At 60.3% G+C, this 26,333-nt stretch carries 27 protein-coding genes; 6 read left to right on the forward strand and 21 right to left on the reverse strand.

The annotated features are described in order from the left end of the window. Position 1: 1 nt before the first annotated feature. The 12 genes from lipA to PspS34_RS24650 all read right to left on the reverse strand — a co-directional run bounded on the left by lipA (position 2) and on the right by PspS34_RS24650 (position 11,460). Positions 2 to 1,000 (reverse strand): lipoyl synthase, encoded by a 999-nt coding sequence (gene lipA / locus PspS34_RS24595; protein ID WP_162130289.1) that lies wholly within the window; start codon positions 998 to 1,000, stop codon positions 2 to 4. A 25-nt stretch (positions 1,001 to 1,025) separates the two neighbouring features. After that, entirely contained in the window at positions 1,026 to 1,673 is a 648-nt protein-coding gene (lipB, locus tag PspS34_RS24600; protein WP_046041686.1) for a lipoyl(octanoyl) transferase LipB, read from the reverse strand. Then, positions 1,673 to 1,948: a DUF493 domain-containing protein gene (locus tag PspS34_RS24605; protein ID WP_008052383.1), complete on the reverse strand. Its 276-nt coding sequence runs from the start codon at positions 1,946 to 1,948 to the stop codon at positions 1,673 to 1,675. Before PspS34_RS24605 ends, lipB begins: the two co-directional genes overlap by 1 nt. 83 nt (positions 1,949 to 2,031) lie before the next feature. Beyond that, positions 2,032 to 3,189: a D-alanyl-D-alanine carboxypeptidase family protein gene (locus tag PspS34_RS24610; protein ID WP_056728857.1), complete on the reverse strand. Its 1,158-nt coding sequence runs from the start codon at positions 3,187 to 3,189 to the stop codon at positions 2,032 to 2,034. Positions 3,190 to 3,373: 184 nt separating this feature from the next. Further along, positions 3,374 to 4,384 (reverse strand): septal ring lytic transglycosylase RlpA family protein, encoded by a 1,011-nt coding sequence (locus PspS34_RS24615; RefSeq protein WP_154862117.1) that lies wholly within the window; start codon positions 4,382 to 4,384, stop codon positions 3,374 to 3,376. Further along, positions 4,384 to 5,394, reverse strand: a complete 1,011-nt coding sequence (gene mltB / locus PspS34_RS24620; RefSeq protein ID WP_150814339.1) for a lytic murein transglycosylase B — start codon at positions 5,392 to 5,394, stop codon at positions 4,384 to 4,386. The genes PspS34_RS24615 and mltB overlap by 1 nt, the downstream gene beginning before the upstream one ends. 17 nt (positions 5,395 to 5,411) lie before the next feature. Further along, the gene (gene rodA / locus PspS34_RS24625) at positions 5,412 to 6,515 is read right to left on the reverse strand and encodes a rod shape-determining protein RodA (RefSeq protein ID WP_057716556.1); all 1,104 of its coding nucleotides are present in this window, start codon (positions 6,513 to 6,515) and stop codon (positions 5,412 to 5,414) included. Positions 6,516 to 6,546: 31 nt separating this feature from the next. Then, a complete protein-coding gene (gene mrdA, locus PspS34_RS24630; protein WP_102670775.1) occupies positions 6,547 to 8,442 on the reverse strand; it encodes a penicillin-binding protein 2 in 1,896 nt (631 codons plus the stop codon). Between the two features lie 10 nt (positions 8,443 to 8,452). Further along, positions 8,453 to 8,920: a 23S rRNA (pseudouridine(1915)-N(3))-methyltransferase RlmH gene (rlmH, locus tag PspS34_RS24635; protein ID WP_008052376.1), complete on the reverse strand. Its 468-nt coding sequence runs from the start codon at positions 8,918 to 8,920 to the stop codon at positions 8,453 to 8,455. 9 nt (positions 8,921 to 8,929) lie between these two features. Beyond that, entirely contained in the window at positions 8,930 to 9,424 is a 495-nt protein-coding gene (gene rsfS / locus PspS34_RS24640) for a ribosome silencing factor (RefSeq protein ID WP_007975896.1), read from the reverse strand. A 73-nt stretch (positions 9,425 to 9,497) separates the two neighbouring features. Next, positions 9,498 to 10,187, reverse strand: coding sequence for a nicotinate-nucleotide adenylyltransferase (nadD, locus tag PspS34_RS24645; protein ID WP_007975898.1), 690 nt, complete (start codon positions 10,185 to 10,187; stop codon positions 9,498 to 9,500). A 1-nt stretch (position 10,188) separates the two neighbouring features. Then, a complete protein-coding gene (locus tag PspS34_RS24650) occupies positions 10,189 to 11,460 on the reverse strand; it encodes a glutamate-5-semialdehyde dehydrogenase (RefSeq protein WP_102670774.1) in 1,272 nt (423 codons plus the stop codon). 189 nt (positions 11,461 to 11,649) lie between these two features. On the opposite strand from PspS34_RS24650, the gene PspS34_RS24655 reads away from it, so the two are divergent. Both PspS34_RS24655 and PspS34_RS24660 read left to right on the forward strand, forming a co-directional pair. Then, a complete protein-coding gene (locus PspS34_RS24655; RefSeq protein ID WP_150814341.1) occupies positions 11,650 to 12,348 on the forward strand; it encodes a DNA-3-methyladenine glycosylase in 699 nt (232 codons plus the stop codon). 158 nt (positions 12,349 to 12,506) lie between these two features. Continuing rightward, entirely contained in the window at positions 12,507 to 13,823 is a 1,317-nt protein-coding gene (locus tag PspS34_RS24660; RefSeq protein WP_154862116.1) for a bifunctional DedA family/phosphatase PAP2 family protein, read from the forward strand. 90 nt (positions 13,824 to 13,913) lie between these two features. On the opposite strand, the gene PspS34_RS24665 is transcribed toward PspS34_RS24660, so the two are convergent. The 5 genes from PspS34_RS24665 to PspS34_RS24690 form a co-directional block, all read right to left on the reverse strand. Continuing rightward, entirely contained in the window at positions 13,914 to 14,078 is a 165-nt protein-coding gene (locus tag PspS34_RS24665) for a hypothetical protein (RefSeq protein ID WP_159390344.1), read from the reverse strand. A gap of 487 nt (positions 14,079 to 14,565) precedes the next feature. Beyond that, positions 14,566 to 14,934, reverse strand: a complete 369-nt coding sequence (locus tag PspS34_RS24675; protein WP_154862115.1) for a hypothetical protein — start codon at positions 14,932 to 14,934, stop codon at positions 14,566 to 14,568. 203 nt (positions 14,935 to 15,137) lie between these two features. Beyond that, complete coding sequence (locus PspS34_RS24680) at positions 15,138 to 15,728, reverse strand: LON peptidase substrate-binding domain-containing protein (RefSeq protein WP_046041675.1); 591 nt, start codon at positions 15,726 to 15,728, stop codon at positions 15,138 to 15,140. Between the two features lie 10 nt (positions 15,729 to 15,738). Further along, positions 15,739 to 16,455, reverse strand: coding sequence for an LrgB family protein (locus PspS34_RS24685; RefSeq protein WP_057713153.1), 717 nt, complete (start codon positions 16,453 to 16,455; stop codon positions 15,739 to 15,741). Then, a complete protein-coding gene (locus PspS34_RS24690) occupies positions 16,452 to 16,814 on the reverse strand; it encodes a CidA/LrgA family protein (protein ID WP_154862114.1) in 363 nt (120 codons plus the stop codon). The genes PspS34_RS24685 and PspS34_RS24690 overlap by 4 nt, the downstream gene beginning before the upstream one ends. A 193-nt stretch (positions 16,815 to 17,007) precedes the next feature. Between PspS34_RS24690 and PspS34_RS24695 the strand changes: the two genes are divergently transcribed. The 3 genes from PspS34_RS24695 (at position 17,008) to PspS34_RS24705 (ending at position 19,966) form a co-directional block, all read left to right on the forward strand. Next, positions 17,008 to 17,463 carry a MaoC family dehydratase gene (locus PspS34_RS24695; RefSeq protein WP_046041672.1) on the forward strand — a complete coding sequence of 152 codons (456 nt, stop codon included), beginning with the start codon at positions 17,008 to 17,010 and terminating at the stop codon, positions 17,461 to 17,463. Positions 17,464 to 17,578: 115 nt separating this feature from the next. Beyond that, positions 17,579 to 19,297 carry a C13 family peptidase gene (locus PspS34_RS24700; RefSeq protein WP_154862113.1) on the forward strand — a complete coding sequence of 573 codons (1,719 nt, stop codon included), beginning with the start codon at positions 17,579 to 17,581 and terminating at the stop codon, positions 19,295 to 19,297. A 27-nt stretch (positions 19,298 to 19,324) separates the two neighbouring features. After that, positions 19,325 to 19,966, forward strand: coding sequence for an oxidoreductase (locus tag PspS34_RS24705; protein ID WP_057713149.1), 642 nt, complete (start codon positions 19,325 to 19,327; stop codon positions 19,964 to 19,966). Positions 19,967 to 20,014: 48 nt separating this feature from the next. On the opposite strand, the gene PspS34_RS24710 is transcribed toward PspS34_RS24705, so the two are convergent. From PspS34_RS24710 to PspS34_RS24725, 4 genes are all read right to left on the reverse strand, one after another. Beyond that, entirely contained in the window at positions 20,015 to 20,299 is a 285-nt protein-coding gene (locus PspS34_RS24710) for a YceK/YidQ family lipoprotein (RefSeq protein ID WP_150813912.1), read from the reverse strand. Further along, positions 20,292 to 20,924, reverse strand: a complete 633-nt coding sequence (ubiX, locus tag PspS34_RS24715; protein ID WP_154862112.1) for a flavin prenyltransferase UbiX — start codon at positions 20,922 to 20,924, stop codon at positions 20,292 to 20,294. Before ubiX ends, PspS34_RS24710 begins: the two co-directional genes overlap by 8 nt. After that, positions 20,921 to 22,270, reverse strand: coding sequence for a UDP-N-acetylmuramate:L-alanyl-gamma-D-glutamyl-meso-diaminopimelate ligase (gene mpl / locus PspS34_RS24720; RefSeq protein WP_150813911.1), 1,350 nt, complete (start codon positions 22,268 to 22,270; stop codon positions 20,921 to 20,923). The genes ubiX and mpl overlap by 4 nt, the downstream gene beginning before the upstream one ends. 158 nt (positions 22,271 to 22,428) lie before the next feature. Then, positions 22,429 to 24,342 carry a sigma-54-dependent Fis family transcriptional regulator gene (locus PspS34_RS24725; RefSeq protein ID WP_150813910.1) on the reverse strand — a complete coding sequence of 638 codons (1,914 nt, stop codon included), beginning with the start codon at positions 24,340 to 24,342 and terminating at the stop codon, positions 22,429 to 22,431. A 299-nt stretch (positions 24,343 to 24,641) separates the two neighbouring features. Here PspS34_RS24725 and PspS34_RS24730 point away from each other — a divergent pair, with 299 nt between their 5' ends. Further along, positions 24,642 to 26,162, forward strand: a complete 1,521-nt coding sequence (locus tag PspS34_RS24730; RefSeq protein ID WP_034148108.1) for an aldehyde dehydrogenase family protein — start codon at positions 24,642 to 24,644, stop codon at positions 26,160 to 26,162. Positions 26,163 to 26,333: the final 171 nt, after the last annotated feature.

The following is a 26,333-nucleotide window of genomic DNA, read 5'->3' on the forward strand; positions in this document are numbered from 1 at the left end:
ATCAGGACGACATCAGCTCGGCCTTGACCAGCTTCGCCTGCTCGTCGGCGTGGTACGAGGAGCGAACCAATGGACCGGAAGCGACGTTCTTGAAGCCCATCTTGTAACCTTCCTCGGCGAACCAGGCGAAGGTGTCCGGGTGCACGAAGCGCTGGACCGGCAAGTGGCTGCGGGACGGTTGCAGGTACTGGCCCAGGGTCAGCATGTCGATGTCGTGCTCGCGCATGCGCTTCATGACTTCGATGACTTCTTCGTCGGTCTCGCCCAGACCCAGCATCAGGCCGGACTTGGTCGGAATGTGCGGCATCATCTGCTTGAAGCGTTGCAGCAGGGTCAGCGACCACTGATAGTCCGAACCTGGGCGTGCAGCCTTGTACAGACGTGGCACGGTTTCCAGGTTGTGGTTGAACACATCCGGCGGCTCGGCGGCGGTGATTTCCAGCGCGATGTCCATGCGGCCACGGTAGTCCGGGACCAGGGTTTCGAGCTGCACGTTCGGCGACAGCTTGCGGATTTCGCGGATACAGTCGGCAAAGTGCTGGGCACCGCCGTCACGCAGGTCGTCGCGGTCCACCGAAGTGATCACCACGTACTTCAGGCGCAGGTCGGCGATGGCAATGGCCAGGCTTTCCGGCTCGTTGACGTCCAGCGGCTTCGGACGGCCGTGGCCGACGTCGCAGAACGGGCAGCGACGGGTGCAGATGTCACCCATGATCATGAAGGTCGCGGTGCCGCCGGAGAAGCACTCGCCCAGGTTCGGGCAGGACGCCTCTTCGCACACGCTGTGCAACTTGTGTTTGCGCAACAGGGCCTTGATGCGGTCGACTTCCGGCGAAACCGGGATGCGGACGCGAATCCAGTCCGGCTTCTTCGGCAGTTCGGTGGTCGGAATGATCTTCACCGGGATGCGTGCAACCTTTTCGGCGCCGCGCAGCTTGACGCCGGCTTCAACCTTGGGACGCGGGGCCGGGCGCTCGGTGACATCGAGCGTCGGGATCATGGTTTGCACTGCATCAGTAGTCATATCAGTCGATTCCGCCCGTCAGGGTCGTCTGCTCAGCATAGTCGAGGTGTTTGACGAGCTGCGCGCGCAGCCGGGCACTTACCTCGGCAAATTCAATCGATCCTGCGTGATCGCTCAGCTGGGTCATCGCCAGCCCGGCGTAGCCGCAGGGATTAATCCGTCGAAACGGTTCCAGGTTCATGTCCACGTTCAAGGCCAGGCCATGAAAGGAACAGCCGTGGCGGATCCGAAGACCCAGGGAAGCGATTTTCGCCCCGTCGACGTAGACACCCGGCGCATCGGGCTTGGCCACGGCGGTGACACCGTAACTGGCCAGCAGCTCGATCAGGCATTGCTCCATCCGGCTGACCAGATCGCGCACGCCAAACCCGAGCTTGCGCACGTCCAGCAGCAGATAAGCCACCAGTTGGCCAGGGCCGTGGTAGGTCACCTGACCACCACGGTCGACCTGCACCACCGGAATATCACCGGGAAGCAGCAGATGCTCGGCCTTGCCGGCCTGGCCCTGGGTGAACACCGCAGGGTGTTCCACCAGCCAGATCTCGTCGGCGGCATCGTTGCCGCGTTCGTTGGTGAAGCGTTGCATGGCATGCCAGACCGGCTCGTAAGCCATCTGGCCGAGCTCGCGAAAGCCCAGCACCCCGGACATCACAGCACCATGTGCACGAAACCGGTTGCCCGCAGTTCGCTGTTGATGTTGTACAGCTGATCCTGGTCGGTCGCCACGATGTGCAACTGAATGGTGGTGTATTTGCCGTTGCTGCTCTGGCGCTCATCAACACGCTCATCGTTGATCGTTGCATATTTGCGGACGATGTCGATGATTCTGTCCTTGTTACCCACGCCGGTGTCGCTGATCACCTTAACCGGGTAATCATTGGCAGGGAACTCGATCTTTGGCGCCTTTACTTCGGTATCGGTCATGGCGTAACGGCCTCGTAAGCGTAAGCCGTGGCGACGGCAAAGCCCCGCGCCGGATCAGCGCAGGGCCATGCAGGTGCACACTATCAGTTGAACAAGCCGTAGAAGAATAGACGGATGCTATCCCACATGCGGCGGAAGATACCACCCTCTTCGACGCCATCCAGAGCGATCAGATCGGCGCTGTGCACCACCTTGTCGTCCAGTTTGACTTCGACTTTACCGATCACGTCGCCCTTGGCGATTGGCGCGATCAGTTGCGGGTTCATGGTCATGCTGGCAGCGAGCTTCTTCAGCTGGCCTTTTGGCAAGGTCATGGTCAGGTCTTGCGCCAGGCCAGCCTTGACCTGGTTGGTGGAGCCTTTCCAGACCGGAGCCTGAGCCAGCTCGGTGCCCTTCTGATAGAAGGTCTGGGTTTCGAAGAAGCGGAAACCGTAGGTCAGCAGCTTCTGGGTTTCGGCGGCACGGGCCACTTCGCTGTTGGTGCCGAAGACCACGGCGATCAGACGCATGCCATCACGTACGGCCGAAGACACCATGCAATAGCCGGCTTCGTCTGTGTGACCGGTTTTCAGGCCGTCGACGGTCTTGTCGCGCCACAGCAGCAGGTTGCGGTTCGGTTGCTTGATGCCGTTCCAGAAGAACTCTTTCTGCGAGTAGATCGCGTAGTGAGCCGGGTCTTCGTGGATGATCGCGCGAGCCAGTACGGCCATGTCGTGAGCCGACGAGTAGTGCTCAGGGTTCGGCAGACCGGTCGGGTTCATGAAGTGGCTGTTGGTCATGCCCAGGTCGCCAACAGTTTTGTTCATCATGTCGGCGAACGCGTCTTCGCTGCCGGCGATGTGCTCGGAGAGCGCAACGCTGGCGTCGTTGCCCGACTGGATGATGATGCCGTGCAACAGGTCGCTGACAGTCACCTGCGAGCCGACCTTGATGAACATCCGCGAACCGCCGGTACGCCAGGCGTTTTCGCTGACGGTCACCGGATCGTTTTCGCCGATCTGGCCACGACGGATTTCCAGAGTCGCGATGTACGCGGTCATCAGCTTGGTCAGGCTGGCCGGCGGCAGACGCTGGTCACCGTTGTTCTCGACCAGCACGTTGCCGCTGCTGGCATCCATGAGCACATAGGCCTTGGCGGCCAGTTGTGGTGGCGAAGGCATCATCTCGACCGCGAACGCGGCGGGTGAGAGAAGCAGCGGGACTAGCAGGAACAGGCGTTTGGCAAAGGTGGTGATGTTCATCCGTCTCTCGAAATCGCTAATGGAAACTTGCCCAAGGGCAAAACTAATCAAATGACTTTCTAACGAGTCATCGCGTGTTCAGTTGCTCACTCAGTCACCCTTGCCGGGCTTTTGTTCTTCAACGAGTCAACAACCTGGTTCGCCCCCCAATACCGCAGACGAACCGTCAATCAAGCTCTACGTATTACTCCGTGACCACACTCGGCGAACCGAGATTGGCCAGGCGCACACTGTTCTGCACTTGCTGGATTTCACCCGGCGAACCGATTGGCCCCATGCGCACCCGATGCAGGGTCTGCTGATTGCGCACGATCGAGCTGATGAACACCGGAGCGCTCACCATCCCGCTGAGCTTCGATCTCAGGAGTTCTGCAGCGTCCGGGTTGGCGAACGCGCCCACCTGCAGATACTGGCCAGAGGCTGCTACAGAAGCGTTTTTTTTTGCATCGAGTTGCACGGGCACCACCGCGGCCGCGTGTTGCTGCGGCGGCGGCGTCCATTGCTCGACGGTGCCGGCCGAGGCCGTGATCACCGGCGCGCTATTCTGCGCGACTTTCGGTTCGTTGAGCATTAATGGTGCCGGACGGCCCTTGGCAGCCCACCATTGCTGCGGGTCGATGCCTTCGACCTTGACCCGCGCGGTGCCGGTTTCGGCGTAACCGAGCTTCTTGGCGGCCGCGTAGGACAAGTCGATGATCCGGTCCGAATAGAACGGCCCACGGTCGTTGACGCGCAGGATCACGCTCTTGTTGTTGTCCAGGTTGGTGACCCGGACGTAACTTGGCAGTGGCAGAGTCTTGTGGGCAGCGCTCATGCCATACAGGTCATAGACTTCGCCGTTGGCGGTGTTCTGGCCGTGGAACTTGGTGCCGTACCACGACGCCGTGCCCGACTGCACGTAGGTCTTTGACTCCTGCAGCGGAAAGTAGGTTTTGCCCAGTACCGAGTAAGGAGCGGCCTTGTACGGGCCGGTGTGCAGGGTCGGCGTGGCGTCCGGGATACGCGAAACATCGACATCCCACCATGGCGCGCCATCCTTGTGGGCGCGGTTGATGTCCAGCCCCGGCGTCGTGCGCACAGAGGTGCTGCTGGTCTTCTGGGCCGGCGCACGGCTGGTCGAACAACTGGCGACCAGCATTGCCAACGCGGCGAATGCCATCAGCTTCAGGGGTTTATTGATAGGCAATGCCCGCATTACTTGACGCCCCGTGCTTGGACCAGCTGTTCAGACAGTTGATGTACGGCCATGGCGTACATCACGCTGCGGTTATATCGCGTGATCGCGTAAAAATTCTTCAGGCCCATCCAGTACTCGGAGCCATTGTCGCCTTCCAGGCGGAACGCAGTAACCGGCATATCATCGCGCAGCGCATCATGACTTGACCACCCCAGGGCTCGCAACTCCCCGACGGTTTTCGTCGGTTCGATACCGGTGGTCAAACCTTCGTCGACCTGATCGCCACGGACATCGCCGCGGCTGACTACCGGTTCGCCGGCGACCCAGCCATGGCGTTTGAAGTAACTGGCAACACTGCCAATGGCATCATCCGGATTGGTCCAGATGTTGATATGGCCATCACCGTCGAAATCCACTGCATAAGCGCGGAAACTGCTCGGCATGAACTGCGGCAATCCCATTGCGCCAGCGTAGGAGCCTTTGAGCGTCAACGGATCGACCTGCTCTTCGCGGGCCAGCAGCAGGAACTCACGCAACTCCTTGCGGAAAAACTCGGCACGGGGAGGATAGTCGAAACCCAGGGTCGACAAGGCATCGATCACCCGGAAATTTCCGGTATTACGGCCGAAAAAGGTTTCAACACCGATGATCGAGACAATCACCTGGGCCGGCACGCCGTATTCCTGCTCGGCACGAGCCAACACCGTTTCGTGCTGACGCCAGAAATCCACACCCCGGGCTATGCGCGCATCGGTGATGAACATCGGGCGATACTCGCTCCACTGCTTGACCCGTTCGGCAGGTTTGGAGATGGCGTCCAGAATCGACTGCTTGCGCTCGGCTTCGCGGAACACACCCATCAATTGTTCACCGGCGAAACCGTAGTCGCGGGTCATTTCACCGACGAATTCAGCCACCTGGGGTGAGCCTTCGTAGTCGCCGGCCAACGCGTCCGGCATGGTGCCAAGGATGCTTACCAGGCTGACCCATGGCGCGTATCGAGTCGCCCAGCCACGCATTACTTGCATTGAAAATTTCACCTTATTCAAACCTGCGCGATCCACTTGCGATGGGTATGGATCGACATCAAAACCCCAAACGCTGACAGTAGCGTCACCAGCGAAGTTCCTCCGTAGCTAATGAACGGCAACGGCACCCCCACCACCGGCAACAGGCCACTGACCATACCGATGTTGACGAAAACATAAACAAAAAACGTCATGGTTAGGCTGCCCGCGAGCAACTTGCCGAACAATGTCTGGGCCTGGGCGGTAATCACCAGGCCGCGGCCGATCAACAGCAGGTAGATCAGCAACAGCGCGCAGATCCCCACCAGGCCGAACTCTTCACCCAATACGGCAATGATGAAGTCGGTATGGCTTTCCGGCAGGAAGTCCAGGTGCGACTGGGTGCCCAGCAACCAGCCCTTGCCGAACACACCACCGGAGCCGATGGCGGCCTTGGACTGGATGATGTTCCAGCCGGTGCCTAGCGGGTCACTTTCCGGGTCGAGGAACGTGAGGACGCGCTGCTTCTGGTAATCGTGCATAACGAAATACCACATGGCCACGGACACCGGCACGGCGGCAGCGAGCACGCTGAGGATCCAGCGCCAGCGCAGGCCACCCATGAACAGCACGAAGGCGCCCCCCGCCAGAATCAGCAATGAAGTGCCGAGGTCGGGCTGACGCACGATCAGGATGAATGGCAAGCCGATCAGGAACAGGCTCACCCCCACATGCTTGAGTTGCGGCGGCAAGGTGCGCTTGGACAGGTACCAGGCGATGGTCGCCGGCATCAGGATCTTCATGAACTCCGAAGGCTGGAAGCGGATCACCCCGGGAATGTTGATCCAGCGGGTAGCACCCATGGCGTTGTGACCCATGACGTCGACGACTACCAGCAACAGCACGCCGATCACATAACCCACCGGGACCCAGCGAGCCATGAAGCGTGGCTCGAACTGGGCGATGACGATCATCGACACCAGGCCGATGCCGAAAGAAGTGGCTTGTTTGGCCAGCAGATCCCAGCTTTTGCCACTGGCCGAATAGAGTACGAACAGGCTGCCGGCCGCCAGGGTCAGCAGCAGGATCAGCAACGGGCCGTCGATGTGCAGGCGTTGCAGCAGCGTCGCACGGCGACGCATCACATCCTCACTGGAGAGCATGCGATCGAAGTTATTCATCACGGGCGGTAGCCTCTGCACTGATAGGGCTGGCGTATTCGGGCTTCAACCGACCGTCCTGGTCCAGGAGCCAGGCATCCATGATTTGGCGCACCACTGGCGCGGCGACGCCGGAGCCGGACTCGCCGTTCTCGACCATCACCGACACCACGATTTTCGGGTCGTCGGCCGGCGCAAAACCGACGAACAGGGCGTGGTCGCGATGGCGCTCCTGAACCTTGGAACGGTCATACTTCTCACCCTGCTTGATCGCGACCACCTGGGCTGTACCCGACTTGCCGGCGATCCGGTATTGCGCGCCGATAGAGGCTTTGCGCGCCGTACCACGGGCACCATGCATAACCTGCTGCATGCCGTGGTTGACCTTGGCCCAGTCCGAGGGGTCGCGCAGGATGATGTCCGGCATCGGATTCTCATCCACCGGCTTCACGCCCTCGATGGTCTTGGCCAGGTGCGGACGGTTCCAAACGCCTTTGTTGGCGACCAGGGCGGTGGCCTGGGCCAGTTGCAACGGGGTCGACTGCATATAGCCCTGGCCGATCCCCAGAATCAGCGTTTCACCCGGGAACCACGCCTGCCGGCGGGTCGCACGTTTCCATTCGCGGGACGGCATCAACCCCGGCGACTCTTCGAACATGTCCAGGGAGACTTTCTGGCCGATGCCGAATTTGGTCATGTATGCCGACAGCCGATCGATCCCCAGCTTGTGGGCCAGGTCATAGAAGTAGGTGTCGTTGGAACGCATGATCGCCGTATCGAGATCGACGAAACCGTCACCGGTGCGATTCCAGTTACGGTATTTGTGATCGTAGTTGGGCAGCATGTAGTAACCCGGGTCGAACACTCGCGACGACGCCGTCACCACGCCCGCGTCCAGACCGGCAATCGCCACCGCGGGCTTGATGGTCGAACCCGGCGGGTACAGGCCACGCAGCACGCGGTTGAACAGCGGCCGGTCGATGGAGTCGCGCAGCTCGGAATAGGCCTTGAAGCTGATGCCGGTGACGAACAGGTTCGGGTCGAAACTCGGTTGGCTGACCATCGCCAGCACTTCGCCGGTTTTCGGGTCCAGCGCTACTACCGCGCCACGACGACCACCGAGCGCAGCTTCGGCGGCTTCCTGCAATTTGATGTCCAGGCTCAGGACGATGTCCTTGCCGGGAATCGGATCGGTACGCTTGAGCACGCGCAGTACGCGGCCTCTGGCGTTGGTCTCGACTTCCTCGTAACCCACCTGGCCGTGCAGTTCAGGCTCGTAGAAACGCTCGATGCCGGTTTTGCCGATGTGGTGGGTGCCGCTGTAATTGACCGGGTCCAGCGACTTGAGCTCTTTCTCGTTGATCCGCCCCATGTAGCCCACCGAGTGAGCAAAGTGCGCCCCCTGGGGATAGTGACGAACCAACTGCGCGACCACTTCCACGCCCGGCAGGCGGAACTGGTTAACGGCGATCCGGGCGATCTGCTCTTCGCTCAGCTCAAACAGGATCGGCACCGGCTCGAACGGCCGGCGCCCCTGACGCATGCGCTTCTCGAAGATCACCCGGTCTTCGGGCGTCAGTTCCAGCACTTCGACGATCACGTCGAGCACCTGCTGCCAGTCGCCGGAACGCTCGCGGGTCATGCTCAGGCTGAAACTCGGCCGGTTATCAGCAATCACCACGCCGTTGCGGTCGAAAATCAGCCCGCGAGTCGGCGGAATCGGCTGCACGTGGACGCGGTTGTTTTCCGACAGGGTCGAGTGGTACTCGTACTGGATCACCTGCAGGAAATACAGACGCGCGATCAGCACCGCAATCAGCGCCACCACTGCAATGGCCCCGAACACGACGCGACCACGCACCAGACGGGCGTCTTTTTCGTGGTCCTTGATGCGGATCGGCTGGGACATGAGGGCAGAACTACTTGTGGTAAGGGTGACCGGACAGCACGGTCCAGGCACGGTACATCTGTTCGCCGATCAGGATCCGCACCAGCGGGTGCGGCAAGGTCAGCGGCGACAACGACCAGCGCTGGTCAGCCCGGGCACAGACTTCCGGCGCCAGCCCTTCGGGGCCACCGACCATGAAGTTGACAGTGCGCGAGTCCAGCCGCCAGCGATCGAGCTCGACCGCCAGTTGCTCGGTACTCCAGGGCTTGCCATGGACTTCGAGAGTGACAATCCGCTCGTTCGGCCCGACCTTGGCCAGCATGGCTTCGCCTTCCTGACGGATGAAACGGGCCACGTCGGCGTTCTTGCCACGGGTATTGAGCGGAATTTCCACCAGTTCCAGCGCCAGCTCGGACGGAAGACGCTTGGCATATTCATGCCAGCCTTCTTCCACCCACTTGGGCATGCGTGAACCGACGGCGATCAGTCGCAGTCGCACGGCGGTCCCTTATTCCTGGTCTTTGTTGAGCTTGTTGAAGTGCTCGTGACCAACTTCAGGGCTGTGGTGCTTGCCATCGGCCGCACGGCTCTGCTCGGCACCTTTCCACAGGCGCTCAAGGTCGTAGAACTGACGGGCGTTGGAGGTCATCATGTGAACGATCACGTCGTCCATGTCCAACAGCACCCAGTCGCTGTCGCCCTTGCCTTCTTCACCCAGCGGCTTGATGCCCAGGGCTTTGACGGCCTCGCGAACCTTGTCCAGCATCGCGCCGATCTGGCGGTTGGAGGTACCGGTGGCGATGATCATGTAGTCAGTGATGCTCTGCTTGTCGCGAACATCAATCACCAGCACATCCTGGGCCTTGACGTCTTCAAGGGCGGCTACGGCGATCTTGACCAGCTCGTCGCCTTTAGGCGGCTCGGCGGCGAGGACCTTTTCCGGCAGCGGGGCACTCTTGAATGTGCCTTTGCGTTTTACTTTGCTTTCGTTGTTGCTCGTCATATAAAACTCGTTTTGCTCGTTTGTTCGGGCGCTTCAATACACGTTGTTGCCACGTGCCTTGAGGCACTCCCATTCAGTTCGACGCACGGTAGAGTCCGTGCGCATCGATGTAGGCCAGGACCGCGTCGGGCACCAGGAAACGTACCGACTTACCGCTGGCCAGCAGTTGACGGATCTGGGTGGCGGATACCGCGAGCGGTGTCTGCCAGACGAATGCAATCTGTCCGCTCGGCCCTTTGAGGGCCAGCGGGTCGCTCACCGAGCGCGCTGCCAGCAGGTTGCGCAAGGCATCCGGCGGTTCGCTGTCGGCATCCGGGCGTTGCAACACCAGGATATGGCAATGCTGGAGCAACTCTTCCCAGCGGTGCCAAGTGGGCAGGCCGCAAAAAGCGTCCCAGCCCAAAAGCAGAAAAACCTGGTCGGATACGGCCAGTTCGGCGCGCATCAGTTCCAGGGTATCAATGGTGTAGGACGGTTTGTCCCGCTGCAATTCGCGGGCGTCCACCACCAACGGCGCCACACCGGCCACCGCGCACTCGACCATCGCCAGACGGTCTTTTGCCGACACCTGCGGCTTGTCCCGATGGGGCGGCCTGGCACTGGGTGTCAGGCGCAACTCATCGAGCGCAAGTGTTTCGGCGACTTCCAGCGCACCGCGCAAATGGCCGATGTGCACCGGGTCGAACGTTCCGCCCAGGACACCAATGCGGCGAGGGGCTGGCTCGCTGACGGTGACCGGGGCTGACGGGTCGAAGTCGCCCAAGTCAGACCGGCTCCTGTCCGCGCAACTGCCCGTCGCCGACCACGATGTACTTCTCGCAGGTCAGTCCCTCGAGGCCCACCGGGCCGCGGGCGTGCAGCTTATCAGTAGAAATGCCGATCTCGGCACCCAATCCGTATTCGAAGCCATCTGCGAAGCATGTCGGGGTATTGATCATCACCGACGAGGAGTCGACTTCAGCCACGAAACGCCGGGTGTCGCCCTGGTGTTCGCTGACAATCGAATCGGTGTGATGGGAACCGTAATGATTGATGTGCTCGATGGCCTGTCCCAGTCCGTCGACCACACGGATCGACAAAATCGCCGCCAGGTACTCGGTGCTCCAGTCTTCTTCGGTAGCGGCCACGGCATCGATGATTGCCCGGGTACGCTCGCAACCGCGCAGCTCGACGCCTTTTTCGCGGAACTGTGCCGCCATCGCCGGCAGGAACTCCCTGGCGACGGTTTGATCGACCAGCAGCGTTTCCATGGCACCGCAGATGCCATAACGGTAAGTCTTGGCATTGAACGCGATGCGCTGTGCCTTGGCCAGATCGGCGTGTTCACTCACGTAAACGTGGCAGATGCCGTCCAGGTGCTTGATCACCGGGACACGGGCATCACGGCTGACGCGTTCGATCAGGCCTCGACCGCCACGCGGCACGATGACATCAACGTATTCAGGCATGGTGATCAGCGCGCCGACGGCAGCGCGATCGGTGGTTTCGACCACTTGCACCACCGCGGCCGGCAGATCGGCCTCGGCCAGGCCACGCTGAATGCAGGCGGCGATGGCACGATTGGAATGAATGGCCTCGGAACCGCCACGCAAGATGGTCGCGTTACCGGACTTCAGGCACAGACTGGCCGCATCGATGGTCACGTTCGGTCGCGACTCGTAGATGATTCCGATCACGCCCAGTGGCACGCGCATCTTGCCGACCTGAATACCGGACGGACGGAAGCTCATGTCACGGATTGCGCCGACCGGGTCCGGCAGGGCTGCCACCTGACGCAGGCCGACGATCATGCCGTCGATACGCGCCGGGGTCAGAGCCAGGCGCTCAAGCAGGGCCGGCTCAAGACCATTGGCGCGACCGGCAGCCAAATCCTGTTCATTGGCCGCCGTCAGCTCGGCGCGGGCAGCGTCCAGCGCGTTGGCGGCGGCCTGCAGGGCGCGGTTTTTCTGCGCGGTACTGGCACGGCCGATCACGCGGGAAGCTTCGCGGGCAGCGCGACCCAGGCGGGTCATGTAGTCAAGAACGGACTCAGTCATGGTCTGGCGTGGTCTTTGATTAGGTCTTGGTAAAGAGTAAAGCGACAGATTATAGCTGTCGCGCCCACCGACTAACAGCGGTGACGGGCGGATGGTCGAAATGGAGGGCAAATTGCCGATGTTCAGCCGGGATTAAGCTGCAAATTGTTATCATCACGACTCATTCAGCCCTGACAAATGCCGGTCATCATGTCCAATCTGACTGTTCGAGCGTCCGCCGCGAGCCTGCCCACGGGCCTCCCGGACGCGTTTTTCGACCGTGACGCGCAAGTTCTGGCCCGGGATTTACTGGGCAAAGTCATTCGCCATCGAGTGGGCGACCTGTGGCTCAGCGCCCGAATTATCGAGACCGAGGCCTACTACTGCGCGGAAAAGGGCAGCCACGCATCCCTCGGCTATACAGAAAAGCGTAAGGCTTTGTTTCTGGATGGCGGCCACATCTATATGTATTACGCTCGGGGCGGCGACTCACTGAACTTCAGTGCTCAAGGGCCGGGAAACGCGGTACTGATCAAATCCGCCTACCCGTGGGTCGATCAATTGAGCGGGCCGGCCAGCCTGGCGCAGATGTTACTGAACAATCCCGATTCCCAGGGCCACCCTCGCCCGTCACAAAAACTCTGTGCCGGGCAAACCCTGCTCTGCAAGGCGCTGGGCCTGAAAGTGCCGGTATGGGACGCCAAACGCTTCGACCATGAAGTGCTGCTGGTAGAACACGTGGGGCAAACGCCCGCCCACATCATCCAGACCACGCGTCTGGGCATTCCCCACGGGCGCGATGAACACCTGATGTACCGCTTCGTCGATGCGACCTACGCGGCTTATTGCACGCGCAACCCGCTACGACGGGGACAGGTCGAAGGTCGCGATTATTTTGTACTGTCCTGAGACCGATCCGGATTTTGAAACTGTAGGAATCTCCTGTAGGAGCGAGCCTGCTCGCGATGAGGTCAGCACAATCAATATCACCGTTGACTCAAAGTGCGCTATCGCGAGCAGGCTCGCGCCTACAAGTAGAAAATTGAACATTTGATGGAGTGGTTTTTATGGGCCCATGGCTCGATAGCGTGACCGGATGGTTGGCGGCCAACCCGCAATGGCTGGCGGCAGCGGTATTCATCGTGGCCTTTGTGGAATGCCTGGCGATTGCCGGGCTGATCGTTCCCGGCACGGTGCTGCTGTTCGCCGTGGCGGTACTGGCAGGCAGTGGCGCACTGACGCTCAGTGAGACGCTCTTGCTGGGTTTCGTCGCCGGGGTGCTGGGTGACGTCATTTCGTATTTTCTGGGACGGCACTTCCATCAGAACATCCGGCGCCTGCCGGGCTTGCGCCATCATCCGGAATGGATCGCCGGAGCCGAGTCATACTTCCAGCGCTACGGCATCGCCAGCCTGCTGGTTGGGCGCTTTATCGGCCCCTTGCGGCCAATGCTGCCGATGGTGGCCGGAATGTGCGACATGCCTTTCCCGCGCTTCTTCGCTGTCAGCCTGTTGGCTGGCGCGGGTTGGTCGTTAGCTTATCTGATGCCTGGCTGGGCCACGGGCGCGGCAATCCGCTTGCCATTGCCCGAAGGCTTCTGGCTCCAGGCCGGAGTTGTTGTCGGCAGCATTGCTGTGATGGTCGGCTTGAGCGCAACCAGTAGCCTGCGCCGGCATCGCAATGCCACGATGTTCATCACTGGCATGAGTTTTCTGATTCTGGCAGGGTTGTTTATCGGCTATTCGCATCTGAGCGCGCTCGATCAGGGCGTGATGACACTGGTGCAAGAGCATCGCAATCCGATGCTCGATGAAGTAGCCGTAGTCTTCACACTGATCGGCGAATTCCGCAACATGCTGGCGTTCAGTGCTTTGCTCGTAGTGCTACTGGTGATCGCCAGGCAATGGTCGCAAGCGATCTTCGCCTCGAGCACCTTGCTCTGCACGGCACTGGCCAACACCGCGACCAAACACTTCTTCGCTCGCGTACGTCCAGAAGTCCTGAGCGATCCACTGACCAGTTACAGCATGCCAAGTGGTCACGCCTCGGGTTCTTTCGCGCTGTTTCTAACCCTCGCCGTACTTGCCGGGCGTGGACAACCGCCACGGATGCGATTGACCTGGTTACTACTGGGTTGCATACCAGCCTTGGCGATTGCCCTCTCCAGGGTTTACCTCGGCGCGCATTGGCCGACGGATGTATTGGCGGGTGCAATGCTGGCGGCCTGCGTCTGCGCAGCCAGCCTCTGGCTGAATCAACGTCAGGCACCACTGAACGCAATGCCGCCCAAGGTCTGGTGGCTGCTGCTACCGGCGTTGGTGGCCCTGTTCGGCTTCTTCGTATTGCGGCATTTGCCCCATACGATGTTGCGGTATGCCTACTAAAAAGAGTGCAGATTTATCTCGACCTCTCATAACAAAAGAACCCCGACCAATATGACGGGGTTCTTTTTGAACGCGTTCAGCTAATTGCAATCAGGCACGTTGACGTTTACGCATTTCCAGAATCAGTGCATCAGCGAGCCGGCCTGCTGCAATTGCAGTATCCTCGAAGGATTGCCCCATACTTGCATGTTTGAGCAGGTAACCTACAGCGGCCGCTTCCCATGCCGCGCGCTCATTGGAGAAAATAGTCATCATTTAAATCCTTTTGATATTTTGAAGTAACCCGCTTCATGCAGGCAATCCCAAATTAATCAAAACACCGGCACCCAGCAATGCTGGCAATCGTGTGCAATGTTTGCCAAATGCTGCTCAGGTAAACAACTCCCCCTGCAACTCATCCAGTAACGCCTGAATCGCACTCCGTCGCTGCTGCGGATCATCGAGTTGCAGCAGGTCGAACTAGCCCGTTCGAAGATCGCGATTACTTTGTGTTGAGCTGACTGAGTCGGACCTGAAGTAAAAACGAATCCTGTGTATGGGGGGGGGCTTGCCCGCGAAGGCGGAGAGTCAGGCGATATCAGTATCGACCGAAAGAGCCTCTTCGCGGGCAAGCTTGCTCCCACAGGGTGTTATGGAGTTTTTGAAGCCTGCATTCGTCCCTTGACGCAAATGGAACATCAGCCCACAACACGTCATTCAAGGAATCGCTTTACCATCAACTACCAGAAAACCATATTACGACTTAGCTCCCGAATGGAAAGCTTGGCAGTTCCGAACCTTCCGTGCCGCGATACTTCGCAACGGCTGTGTCGGCATTTTTGGCAACGCGGCCGGCAATGACAACATAGTCTTCACGTTTCCAACGAACCTCTGTCGAAAACTTGATCATAGCGTCCCCTACATAACTATCCCAAAGCCGCTGCTCATAATTATCACGATCACCATTCAGGCCCGAACGGCGCACCAGGATCAACGCATTGGCCGCATTGAATGCAGAGTCCGCGGCAAACTGAACTTCGCCCTGCGGTGATTGCGCAGAAACATAGTTGACCATGATTCGAGAAAAACACAACTCCCACAAAGCACGCTCAGCACCAGTAAAATTTTTCATAATAACAGCTCCTTATATATGTAACGCCCGCCTCATGCAGACGCAGCAAATATAATCGCCACTGCGTGAACACTCAATACAAGCCATCACTTTTAGTTATTAGAAATAAATACAGACTCAGCCAGCGAACCTACAATAAACTTCAAAAACAATGCCATTAAAAACAACATACAGCCAAGCCATCGGAAGTTCGCCAAAATCACTCAGGCAAACAACTCCCCCTGCAACTCATCCAGCAACGCCTGAATCGCATCCAGTCGTTGCTGCGGATCATCAAGTTGCAGCAGATCAATCTTGTCCAGTTCCGCGAAAGGCAACAGGTACGCCAATTGATTGGCCAGTGATTGTTGCCCGGTCGCCTCAGTACCCATGTTCAACGCTTCGACCATCGGGTGCTCAGCCAAGGCCTTGAGCAACGCAACCAGGTCGGCATCTTCGTCCTGCAAGGGTTGCTCGGGTTCGTCTTCCAGCCACTCGACCTCGGCGACGGTCAACTGATCGCGCTGGACTTCCGTTCGTAATACATGGAAACGCCGTCCGCCCTGAACCCGAATCCCCAGCAGGCCGTTGTCCTGTTGCTTGAAATCGGTGATCAGCGCCTCACACCCGACCAAGGCGTAACCCGCCGGGGCGATCCCGACTTCCTCACCCTCGAGGATGCACACCACGCCGAACCCGCCGCCCTGCTTCATGCAGCGGCCGATCATGTCCAGATAGCGCGCCTCGAAGATCTGCAAGTCGAGGATGCAGCCAGGAAACAGCACTGTGTTCAACGGAAAAAGCGGCAGACTCATAGACATTTCCTTACACCACCATCGACACCGCCAACGGCAGGAGCACCGCCGTGGCCACACCCATCAGGCTCATCGCCAGCGCCGCGAAGGCGCCGCACTCTTCACTTTCCTGCATCGCCACTGCCGTGCCGACCGCGTGGGCCGTCATGCCCAGTGCCATACCCCTGGCTTCCGGGCTATGCACGCCCAGCCGGGTCAACAACGCCGGGCCGAAAATCGCGCCGATCACACCCGTAATCAAGACGAACACTGCTGCCAGCGCCGCGACACCACCGATCTGCTCGGCCACCAACATTGCGATAGGCGAAGTCACCGATTTCGGCGCCATGGTCATCAGGATCATGTGCTCGGCACCGAACGACCAGCCCAGCAACACGCCCATCCCCGTGGCCACCACCCCGCCTATCACCAGCGTAGTAAATATCGGCCAGAACAACTGCCGAATCCGTCGCAGGTTGAGATAAAGCGGCACCGCCAGCGCGACAGTGGCCGGGCCGAGCAGGATGCTGAGAATCTCGGTGCTCTTGCGGTACTCGGCATAGGTCAGGCCGCAGCCCACCAGCACGCCGATCACCAACAACATGGAGACCAACACCGGCTGCAAAAAGATCCAGCGGGTTTTCTCGAATGCCGCCAGGACGAGTTGATAGGCGCCAAGCGTAATGCCGATACCAAACAGGGGATGGTGAATCACCGACGTCCAGGCGCCGTGCCAGTCGAAGATCATTGGCTGTCCTCGGAGTGAGCGTGCCCCTTGACCATACGATGCATCAGCACCCCGGCGAAGGCCATGGAAAGCAGCAGCGACAATACCAGCGCACCGACAATGGCCCAGAAATCCGCCGCGATGTCAGCGGCGTAGACCATCACCCCCACAGCCGGCGGCACCAGCAACAGGGGCAGGTAACGCAACAGGCTACTGGCCGCCAGGTTCAGCGGCTCGCCAACCTGCCCGCGAAAGATGAGGTACACCAGCAACAGCAGCAACCCCACAATCGGCCCCGGCAGCACCGGCAAGAACAAATGATTGAGCGCAGTGCCGAGCAATTGGAACAGCACCAGCCACGTCAGGCCCCGTAACAACATCAAAGTTCTCCCGCAAAATCCATCACCCGCATTGGCCGGGCATTATAAGCATGCTCGCGCTATAGACCGGCATTCGCCAAAAGCATTGTCAGTTGACCGCTGCGTTTGGCCATGTTGATCTAAAGTAGTAAGCCGGGAGGTCAGATCCCCGCAAGCCAAAACTATAAAACCGATGAACCCAAGGAGAGTCTCAATGCCCTATGTTCCAGTTGCGGAGCTCAAAGATTATGTCGGCAAGGAACTTGGACGTTCCGAATGGCTCACTATCGATCAGGACCGCATCAACCTGTTCGCCGAAGCCACAGGGGATTTTCAGTTCATCCACGTCGACCCGGTCAAGGCCGCGCAAACGCCATTTGGCAGCACCATCGCTCACGGCTTCCTGTCGTTGTCGCTGATCCCGAAACTGATGGAAGACATCCTCGTCATGCCCGAAGGCTTGAAGATGGTGGTCAACTACGGACTCGACAGCGTGCGCTTCATCCAGCCGGTCAAGGTCAATTCGAAAGTGCGCCTGAAAGTCGACCTGACCGAAGTCATCGAGAAGAAACCCGGCCAATGGCTGCTCAAGGCCACCACCACCCTGGAAATCGAAGGTTCGGACAAACCGGCGTACATCGCCGAACCCCTGTCTCTGTGCTTCGTATAAACCTTGCCGGATGCGAAGCAGCTCATGCTGTTTCGCGCCCTCACGCGGAACCTCACCCTATATTAAGGACACATAGCTGCGGCATACTCCCTCGCCTAATTGCCCGGAATCCGCTATGCGCCCACTTGCACTCCTTGCCTTGACCTTGATGCTCACCGCTTGCGGCGACGGCGAATCGCCATTTCCTCCTGACGCCCGCCTGCCGGACGGCGGACGCTATCGCGGTGACCTGGTCAATGGCTTGCTGCAAGGCAAGGGGCGTATCGACTACCCGAACGGCAGCTGGTACGCCGGCGAATTCGACAAGGGCCAGTGGCAGGGCCAGGGCGAATGGCATGGCAGCAATGGCGAAGTCTATCGCGGTCAGTTCAATCAGGGACTGTTCGACGGCCAGGGGGCATTGACCACCAACGCCAGCAGCTACAGCGGCGGCTTCAAGGCCGGCCGGCGCAACGGCGAAGGCACCCTCAAAGAAAACGGCATGAGCTATCGTGGAGAGTTCAAGGCCGATCAATACGCCGGCCTGGGTCGCCTCGAACTCGAAGACGGCAGCTCCTATCAGGGCCAGTTCGCCCACGGCAAACCCAATGGCGAAGGCCAGCGCGGCGACGGCAACGGCAATCAGTTCACCGGGCACTTCGTCGACGGTCAGCTGGAAGGCAACGGGACTTTCAACAGCGCCGACGGCGACATCTATGTCGGCAGCTTCAAGAACAATCAACTGCACGGCAAAGGCCGCTACGAAAACGCCGACGGCGATGTCTGGCTGGGACAGTTCAAGGAAGGCTCGCTGAACGGCAAGGGCGAGTTGATCGGCACTGACGGCAGCCACTACATCGGCCAGTTCAATGACTGGCGTTTTTCCGGCCTGGGCCGCCTGAACCTGTCCGACGGCAGCTTTTACACCGGCCAGTTCGACAACGACAGTTACCAAGGGCGCGGCACATTGGTGTTGACCGATGGCACCGTGCTCAGCGGCACCTGGATCAACGGCCAGCGCGTACGCGACACCGAGGGCAAATTATTGCCCGACACCCTGGAGCTCGGCCTGCTGGCCCAGGGCCGCCTGCTCGACGCAGCGCTGGCCAACGTTCCACACTCGACGCCGGCGGTGGAGCTGTATTCGTTGAGCCTGGGGGGTGATGGCAAGCAAAGCGTGTTTCTGCGCGAATCCGACTACGTCGCCAACATGCTCACCACCCGATTTGGCACCCTTGGCCAGATCCGCCTGGTGAACCATCGTGACCACCTCGCCGACCGCCCGATGGCTACCCGGGAAAACCTGCGCCGGGCTGCCCTGACGCTGGCCGAACGCAGCGGTCCGGAGGACCTGATTTTCATCTACCTGACCAGCCACGGCACCAGCGAACACGAACTGGTGCTTGACCAGCCACGCATGGAATTGGCCGATCTGCCAGCCGACGAATTGGCCGCTGTTCTCGCCCCCCTGAAAAACCGCGACAAGATCATCGTGATTTCGTCCTGCTACTCCGGCGGTTTCATTCCCGCCCTCAAGGATGAGCGGACTCTGATCATGACGGCCTCGCGGGCCGACCGAGTGTCCTTCGGTTGCTCGGAGGAAGCCAACTTCACTTATTTCGGAGATGCTCTGTTCGCCCGGGCCCTGAACCAGACCGATGACCTGGAACAAGCCTTCAAACTGGCCAAGGCCACTGTCGCCGAACGTGAACTGGCGGACGGTTTCGAAGCGTCCGAACCACAGATCTGGGCACCGAAAACCGTCCTCTCGCATTGGCAACTCCTGCGCAAACAGCAGGCACGAAAAGCGCTGCAAAGTGCGTCCATTGAAAGCAAGGATGCAAACAGCAACTAAGCTGAATAGTATCAAGGGAGAAACACTATGTACTTGACGCCTCAGCACGTATTGCTTGCCGGAGCCACCGGCCTGACCGGTGAACATCTGCTTGATCGCCTGCTTAACGAGCCGACGATTACACGGGTATTGGCCCCCTCACGCAGGCCATTGGCCGAGCACCCGCACCTTGAAAACCCCGTCGGCGACCCGGCGGAGTTTCTGCCGCAGCTGAACGGCCGTGTCGACATCGCCTACTGTTGCCTGGGCACCACCATCAAACAGGCAGGCTCGGAACAGGCGTTCCGCGCGGTGGACCTGGACATGGTCGTGGCCTTTGCCAAACGCGCACGGGAGATGGGCGCACGGCACCTGATCGTGATCAGTGCCCTGGGAGCCGATCGCAGATCCTCGATTCTCTACAACCGGGTCAAAGGCGAGATGGAGTACGCACTGCGCGCGCAGGACTGGCCGCAGCTGACCATCTGCCGCCCTTCGCTGTTGCTGGGTGATCGCACCGAGCCGCGACTGGGCGAGAAAGTCGCCGGCCCGTTATCTCGGCTGATCCCTGGCAAATACCATGGTATCGAGGCCTGTCAACTGGCTCGCGCGATGTGGCGCCTGGCGCTGGAAGAGCAGGACGGGATCAGGATTGTCGAGTCGGATGAGCTGAGGAAGCTGGGCAAGTAAACCGCGAACCTGTGGCGAGGGGGCTTGCCCCCTCGCCACAACGCCCTCTTACAATCCACCCGTCGCCTGAAAACTCACCCCTATCACCGTCAGCAACGACAGCGGCAACAGCAGCGTGTCGAGCAACGCACTGGCCGGCAGATCAACACCCGGATAGCTCGGTGCTTCGGCGCCGAATCGGTCCATCGCACAGCACCCACCGTTCATTGCGTACAAATCCAGGCGAGTCCCGGCGTACACCACCGGCGCCCCCGGCTTGGCCGCATCGAGGGTGCGCGCCGTGGCGCACCCGGCCAATTGCAGCGCCAGCAACATCACCAGTAGCTTATTCATCGCTGGTCAGATGATGCTCGCCCCAGCGCGGCAACATGTCCTGAGGAATATTGAGCACGTTAAGGATCCGCGCCACGACAAAGTCGATCAGGTCATCGATGGTTTGCGGTTGATGATAGAAGCCCGGCGATGCCGGCAGAATCGTCACGCCCATGTTCGACAACTTGAGCATGTTCTCCAGATGGATGCTCGAATACGGCGCTTCACGGGGTACCAGGATCAACTGCCGACGTTCTTTAAGCGTCACGTCGGCGGCACGCTCGATCAGGTTGTTGCAGGCACCGGTGGCAATAGCCGACAGAGTGCCGGTGGAACACGGCACCACCACCATCGCCGCCGGCGAACCGGAGCCCGAAGCCACCGGCGACATCCAGTCTTCCTTGCCATACACGCGAATCTGCCCGGCGGCAGCCCCCGTGTATTCGGTGAGGAACGCCTGCATCATCTGCGGCTTGGCCGGCAGCGTGACGTCGGTTTCGGTGGCCATCACCAATTGCGCTGCCTTGGAAATCAGGAAGTGCACTTCACGATCTTCCCGCACCAGGCAGTCGAGCAGGCGCAAACCGTACTGAGCACCGGAAGCGCCGGTCATCGCCAGGATGATGCGGTCCGGGCCGTTGTTCATTTTAGCGCCTCGGCGAGTTTGCCGTGCAGGCCGCCGAAGCCGCCGTTGCTCATGATCACCACGTGAGTGCCTGGTTGCGCCTGACTCTTCACGCGTTCGATGATGCCTTCCAGGGAGTCGCTGACAATCGACGGCACGGTGCACAGCGCCGCCGTGGCCGCCAGGTCCCAGCCGAGGTTGGCCGGGGCATACCAGATCACCTGATCGGCATCGACCACGCTTTCCGGCAATCCGTCGCGGTGCGCGCCAAGCTTCATGGAGTTGGAACGCGGCTCGATGATCGCGATCAACGGCGCATCGCCGATGCGTTTGCGCAGGCCATCCAGCGTGGTGGCAATGGCGGTCGGGTGGTGAGCGAAGTCGTCATAAATGGTGACGCCACCCACTTCCGCGACTTTTTCCATCCGGCGCTTCACACTTTTGAAGGCGCTCAACGCGGCGATGCCCATGGACGGCACGACGCCGACGTGGCGCGCCGCGGCCAGGGTAGCCAGTGCGTTGGCGACATTGTGCTGACCGGTCATGTCCCACTCGACCACGCCTTGGGAAACACCTTCAAACATCACTTCGAAGACCGAGCCGTCTTCGCTGAGCAACTTGACCTGCCACTGGCCGCCGGCACCCGTGGTCTGCACCGGAGTCCAGCAGCCCATCTCGATGACACGCTGCAGCGCCGGCTCGGTGGTCGGATGAATCACCAGGCCTTCGCTCGGAATGGTCCGCACCAAGTGATGGAACTGCCGCTCGATGGCCGGCAGGTCCGGGAAGATGTCCGCGTGATCGAATTCGAGATTGTTCAGGATTGCCGTGCGCGGGCGGTAGTGCACGAACTTGGAGCGTTTGTCGAAAAAGGCGCTGTCGTATTCGTCGGCTTCGATGACGAAGAACGGCGTGCCACCCAGGCGCGCCGACACCGAGAAATTCTGCGGCACGCCACCGATCAGGAAGCCCGGACTCATGCCCGCGTGTTCCAGCACCCAGGCCAGCATGCTGCTGGTGGTGGTCTTGCCGTGCGTACCGGCAACCGCCAGTACCCAGCGACCTTGCAGCACGTGATCGGCCAGCCATTGTGGGCCGGAGACGTAGGGCAGGCCTTTGTTCAGCACATACTCCACAGCCGGGTTGCCCCGGGACATGGCGTTGCCGATCACCACCAGATCAGGGGCCGGATCGAGTTGCGCCGGGTCGTAGCCTTGGGTCAATTCAATACCCTGGGCTTCCAGTTGAGTGCTCATCGGCGGATAGACGTTGGCATCGGAGCCCGTCACGTGATGGCCCAGCTCTTTGGCCAGAACCGCCATTGACCCCATGAAAGTGCCGCAGATACCAAGAATATGAATGTGCATAGTCGACCTCGTAAAACATGGCCGCAGGTTAGCTTAGGGAGGGGAAAATCGCACCTGATGTTTCAGAGTTGAGGGCGCCTTCGCGAGCAAGCCCTCTCCCACAGGGACCGCGTGTACCCTGTGGGAGCGGGCTTGCTCGCGAGTGGCCGCGACACGGATTACCGGGCGATACCGTGTTTACGCAGCTTCCGATAGAGGGTATTGCGACTGACCCCCAGCTGCTCCGCTGTGTGCGTCATATGCCAGCGCGTCTGCTCCAGCGCCGTGAGTAGCGCCAGCCGCTCGGCATCTTCCAGCGGATGCTCCGAAGCTTCTTCAATCGTCGACACTACCGGCCGCGCCTGGCGAATCATCGCCGGCAAATCCTCCAGGCCGATCCGCCCGTCCTCACACAGTGCTGCCAACGTACGCAGCACATTACGCAACTGCCGCACGTTACCCGGCCAGGCGAACCCCAATAAGGCCTCCCGCGCCGGCCCGTCGATCAATACGGTTTCTCCGCCCGCCTCCTCGGCCAGCAAAAAGTCGAGCAACCGGGATTTGTCGCTACGATCACGCAAGGCCGGCAACGCGACTTCCAGCCCGTTGAGCCGGTAATACAAATCCTCACGGAAGCTGCCGTCCTGCACACGATCCAGCAACTTACGGTGAGTGGCACTGATGATCCGCACATTCACCGATTCCGGCTCGCCGCCGATCGGTACCACTTGTCGGTCTTCGAGCACCCTCAGCAAACGCGTCTGCAAGGCCAGTGGCATGTCACCGATTTCATCGAGGAACAAGGTCCCGCCATCGGCTTGTTGCAACTTGCCGCGCATACCCTCCTTGCGTGCACCGGTAAAGCTGCCGCCGCGATATCCGAACAGCTCGCTCTCGATCAGGCTTTCGGGAATGGCCGCGCAATTGAGGGCGACAAAGGCTTTCTCCGCCCGCTGGCTGGCGTGGTGCACCGCTTTGGCAAAGGCCTCCTTGCCGGACCCGGTTTCGCCGTTGATCAGCAGCGGTACGTCGCGCTCGTAGACGCGCAAGGCTTTGCGGAAGTCCGCCTGCAACGTCGCGTCATCCAGGCAAATGCCCGACAGGCGCGGTGCTTGTGCGACCTTGGCCGCTGGCACCAACGGAGTTGGCAGCGGCCGCCGTGCCTCACCGCGCAATACCGCGAACAGCTTGCGACCATCACGGGTGCGCAACGGCCAACTGGCGGCGGCATTGGTGCTTGCGCGACCGAGCAACTCATCGAGCGAGCAATCGAAAAACGCCTCCACCGGCTTACCCAGCAAGCCGCCGCGAATATGTCCCAGCAGGTTCAGCGCACTCTGGTTGACGGCGCAAATGCGCCCTTCCCCGTCGAACGCCAGCAGCCCTTCGCTGAACAAACCGACGGACTCGGCTTGCAAGTGAAAACGCAACAACCATTGGTTGTCGAAGCAGCGCAGGAAGTAGCAGCTCTCGATCATCTTCGCCGACAGATTGACCAGTGCCATGGTGTGGAACTGGCTTTGCCGCGACACATCGCGCCGCGCCGACGACACGTCGAGCACCGCCAGCAATTCGCCATGGGGATCGAACACCGGGCTCGCCGAGCAGGTCAGGCCGGTGTGGCGGCCGCGAAAGTGTTCGTCCTGATGGATGGTCAGCGACTGACGCTCCACCAGACAGGTGCCGATACCGTTAGTGCCTTCGCAGGCCTCGCTCCAGTCGGCCCCGAGCCAAAGGCCGGCGCGCTCGAAGATCTGGCGTTCGGCGGGCGCGGTGACGCAGTTGAGGATCACGCCGCGGGCGTCGGTCAGCAGCACTGCATGGCCGGCGCCGGAGAGCTGTTGATGCAGGCTGGTCATTTCATTGCCGGCGATGTGCAGCACTTGCTGCAAGCGCTCGCGGCTTTCCAGGACACGACCATGTTCCAGCACCGTCGGCGCGATGCTCAGGGCCGGATCGAGGTGATAGTCCTCAAGGCAGCGCAGCCAGGAACGGGCGATGGACGGATCGCTACCCGGACCGTGCAGGTGGGTCTTGCCCTGGGTCACCGTCAATACTTGCTGGGCATGGCGACTCAAATGGTTGTCTTGCATTTCTTATTATTCTCCCCGGGGCTCGGCGACCCGTGCATGAGGTGATGCCGAGCATCCTCCAGCCCGGCCCGCATTGCAATGCCTGCAAGACCGGCTGGTCACAAGCTGTGCCACAAAGGGTACAAAGTGTCACCCAGGCTGTACCGAAAGCGTCACAGGCGCTACCCGCCCGTCCGACAAAAACCTCGCAAGGCCTTGATTTACCTGACATGCAAGGCACTGGCCCGCCCCTTGCTCTACGCTTAAAGCAAGCGCACATGCGCGACTCCCTATAAGCACAAAAGCAAGGAGAGACCACCATGCGTTACGCTCACCCCGGTACTGAAGGCGCTATCGTTTCGTTCAAAGCCAAATACGGTAACTACATCGGCGGCGAGTTCGTCGCGCCTGTCAAAGGTCAGTACTTCACCAATACCTCGCCAGTGAATGGCCAACCGATTGCCGAATTCCCCCGCTCCACGGCCGAAGACATCGACAAGGCCCTGGACGCTGCCCACGCGGCGGCCGATGCCTGGGGCGCCACGTCCGCCCAGGCACGTTCGCTGGTGCTGCTGAAAATCGCCGACCGCATCGAACAGAACCTCGAACTGCTGGCGATCACCGAATCCTGGGACAACGGCAAAGCCGTTCGCGAAACCCTCAACGCCGACATCCCTCTGGCCGCCGACCACTTCCGCTACTTCGCCGGTTGCATCCGCGCCCAGGAAGGCAGCGCCGCCGAAATCGACGGCAACACCGTGGCCTATCACATCCATGAACCGCTGGGCGTGGTCGGGCAGATCATTCCGTGGAACTTCCCGATCCTGATGGCCGCCTGGAAACTCGCCCCGGCGCTGGCTGCCGGCAACTGCGTGGTGCTCAAACCCGCCGAGCAAACCCCGCTGGGCATCACCGTGCTGGTCGAACTGATCGGCGACCTGCTGCCACCGGGCGTGCTGAACATCGTGCAAGGCTTCGGCAAAGAAGCCGGCGAAGCCCTGGCCACCAGCAAACGCATCGCCAAGATTGCCTTCACCGGCTCGACCCCGGTCGGCTCGCACATCATGAAATGCGCGGCCGAAAACATCATTCCGTCCACCGTGGAGCTGGGTGGCAAGTCGCCGAACATCTTCTTCGAAGACATCATGAAAGCCGAACCATCCTTCATCGAGAAGGCCGCCGAAGGCCTGGTGCTGGCATTCTTCAACCAGGGCGAAGTCTGCACCTGCCCTTCCCGGGCGCTGGTGCAAGAGTCGATCTACGACGAGTTCATGGCCGTCGTGATGAAAAAAGTCCTGCAAATCAAACGTGGCGACCCGCTGGACACCGACACCATGGTCGGCGCCCAGGCGTCCGAACAGCAATTCGACAAAATCCTTTCGTACCTGGAAATCGCCAAGGGCGAAGGCGCCGAGTTGCTGACCGGCGGCAAGGTGGAAAAACTCGAGGGCAACCTGGCGAGCGGATACTACATCCAGCCGACGCTGCTCAAGGGCACCAACAAAATGCGCGTGTTCCAGGAAGAAATCTTTGGCCCGGTGGTGAGCATCACCACCTTCAAGGACGAAGCCGAAGCCCTGGCCATCGCCAACGACACCGAGTTCGGCCTGGGCGCCGGCCTCTGGACCCGCGACATCAACCGCGCCTACCGCATGGGCCGCGCCATCAAGGCCGGTCGGGTGTGGACCAACTGCTACCACCTGTACCCGGCGCACGCCGCGTTCGGCGGGTACAAGAAGTCCGGCGTCGGTCGTGAAACCCACAAGATGATGCTCGACCACTATCAGCAGACCAAAAACCTGCTGGTGAGCTACGACATCAATCCGCTGGGCTTCTTCTAAAACCGGGGGCGACACAGTTAACTCTGTGTCGCCCTTTCTACCGCCTTCGCGAGCAAGCCCGCTCCCACAGGTTTTTGTGGTGAATCCAGCTGTTGAGACCTGACACAGAACCCTGTGGGAGCGAGCTTGCTCGCGATAGCGACTTAAATGACACAACACAAAAGGCTGGCC

It is taken from the genome of Pseudomonas sp. S34 (genome assembly GCF_009866745.1).
GTDB classification, from domain to species: Bacteria; Pseudomonadota; Gammaproteobacteria; order Pseudomonadales; family Pseudomonadaceae; genus Aquipseudomonas; species Aquipseudomonas jessenii.

What these genes read in the sequence shown, in the direction of transcription:
- PspS34_RS24695 (WP_046041672.1), top strand. Translation starts at nt 17,008, where the DNA reads ATGCCCTATGTTCCAGTTGCGGAGCTCAAAGATTATGTCGGCAAGGAA.
- PspS34_RS24680 (WP_046041675.1), bottom strand. Translation starts at nt 15,728, where the DNA reads ATGAGTCTGCCGCTTTTTCCGTTGAACACAGTGCTGTTTCCTGGCTGC.
- mpl (WP_150813911.1), bottom strand. Translation starts at nt 22,270, where the DNA reads ATGCACATTCATATTCTTGGTATCTGCGGCACTTTCATGGGGTCAATG.
- rsfS (WP_007975896.1), bottom strand. Translation starts at nt 9,424, where the DNA reads ATGACGAGCAACAACGAAAGCAAAGTAAAACGCAAAGGCACATTCAAG.
- PspS34_RS24730 (WP_034148108.1), top strand. Translation starts at nt 24,642, where the DNA reads ATGCGTTACGCTCACCCCGGTACTGAAGGCGCTATCGTTTCGTTCAAA.
- PspS34_RS24650 (WP_102670774.1), bottom strand. Translation starts at nt 11,460, where the DNA reads ATGACTGAGTCCGTTCTTGACTACATGACCCGCCTGGGTCGCGCTGCC.
- PspS34_RS24665 (WP_159390344.1), bottom strand. Translation starts at nt 14,078, where the DNA reads ATGATGACTATTTTCTCCAATGAGCGCGCGGCATGGGAAGCGGCCGCT.
- PspS34_RS24700 (WP_154862113.1), top strand. Translation starts at nt 17,579, where the DNA reads ATGCGCCCACTTGCACTCCTTGCCTTGACCTTGATGCTCACCGCTTGC.
- PspS34_RS24615 (WP_154862117.1), bottom strand. Translation starts at nt 4,384, where the DNA reads ATGCGGGCATTGCCTATCAATAAACCCCTGAAGCTGATGGCATTCGCC.
- mrdA (WP_102670775.1), bottom strand. Translation starts at nt 8,442, where the DNA reads ATGTCCCAGCCGATCCGCATCAAGGACCACGAAAAAGACGCCCGTCTG.
- PspS34_RS24690 (WP_154862114.1), bottom strand. Translation starts at nt 16,814, where the DNA reads ATGTTGTTACGGGGCCTGACGTGGCTGGTGCTGTTCCAATTGCTCGGC.
- ubiX (WP_154862112.1), bottom strand. Translation starts at nt 20,924, where the DNA reads ATGAACAACGGCCCGGACCGCATCATCCTGGCGATGACCGGCGCTTCC.
- PspS34_RS24710 (WP_150813912.1), bottom strand. Translation starts at nt 20,299, where the DNA reads ATGAATAAGCTACTGGTGATGTTGCTGGCGCTGCAATTGGCCGGGTGC.
- PspS34_RS24685 (WP_057713153.1), bottom strand. Translation starts at nt 16,455, where the DNA reads ATGATCTTCGACTGGCACGGCGCCTGGACGTCGGTGATTCACCATCCC.
- mltB (WP_150814339.1), bottom strand. Translation starts at nt 5,394, where the DNA reads ATGCAAGTAATGCGTGGCTGGGCGACTCGATACGCGCCATGGGTCAGC.
- PspS34_RS24610 (WP_056728857.1), bottom strand. Translation starts at nt 3,189, where the DNA reads ATGAACATCACCACCTTTGCCAAACGCCTGTTCCTGCTAGTCCCGCTG.
- lipA (WP_162130289.1), bottom strand. Translation starts at nt 1,000, where the DNA reads ATGATCCCGACGCTCGATGTCACCGAGCGCCCGGCCCCGCGTCCCAAG.
- lipB (WP_046041686.1), bottom strand. Translation starts at nt 1,673, where the DNA reads ATGTCCGGGGTGCTGGGCTTTCGCGAGCTCGGCCAGATGGCTTACGAG.
- PspS34_RS24605 (WP_008052383.1), bottom strand. Translation starts at nt 1,948, where the DNA reads ATGACCGATACCGAAGTAAAGGCGCCAAAGATCGAGTTCCCTGCCAAT.
- PspS34_RS24725 (WP_150813910.1), bottom strand. Translation starts at nt 24,342, where the DNA reads ATGCAAGACAACCATTTGAGTCGCCATGCCCAGCAAGTATTGACGGTG.
- PspS34_RS24660 (WP_154862116.1), top strand. Translation starts at nt 12,507, where the DNA reads ATGGGCCCATGGCTCGATAGCGTGACCGGATGGTTGGCGGCCAACCCG.
- PspS34_RS24655 (WP_150814341.1), top strand. Translation starts at nt 11,650, where the DNA reads ATGTCCAATCTGACTGTTCGAGCGTCCGCCGCGAGCCTGCCCACGGGC.
- rodA (WP_057716556.1), bottom strand. Translation starts at nt 6,515, where the DNA reads ATGCGTCGCCGTGCGACGCTGCTGCAACGCCTGCACATCGACGGCCCG.
- PspS34_RS24705 (WP_057713149.1), top strand. Translation starts at nt 19,325, where the DNA reads ATGTACTTGACGCCTCAGCACGTATTGCTTGCCGGAGCCACCGGCCTG.
- PspS34_RS24675 (WP_154862115.1), bottom strand. Translation starts at nt 14,934, where the DNA reads ATGAAAAATTTTACTGGTGCTGAGCGTGCTTTGTGGGAGTTGTGTTTT.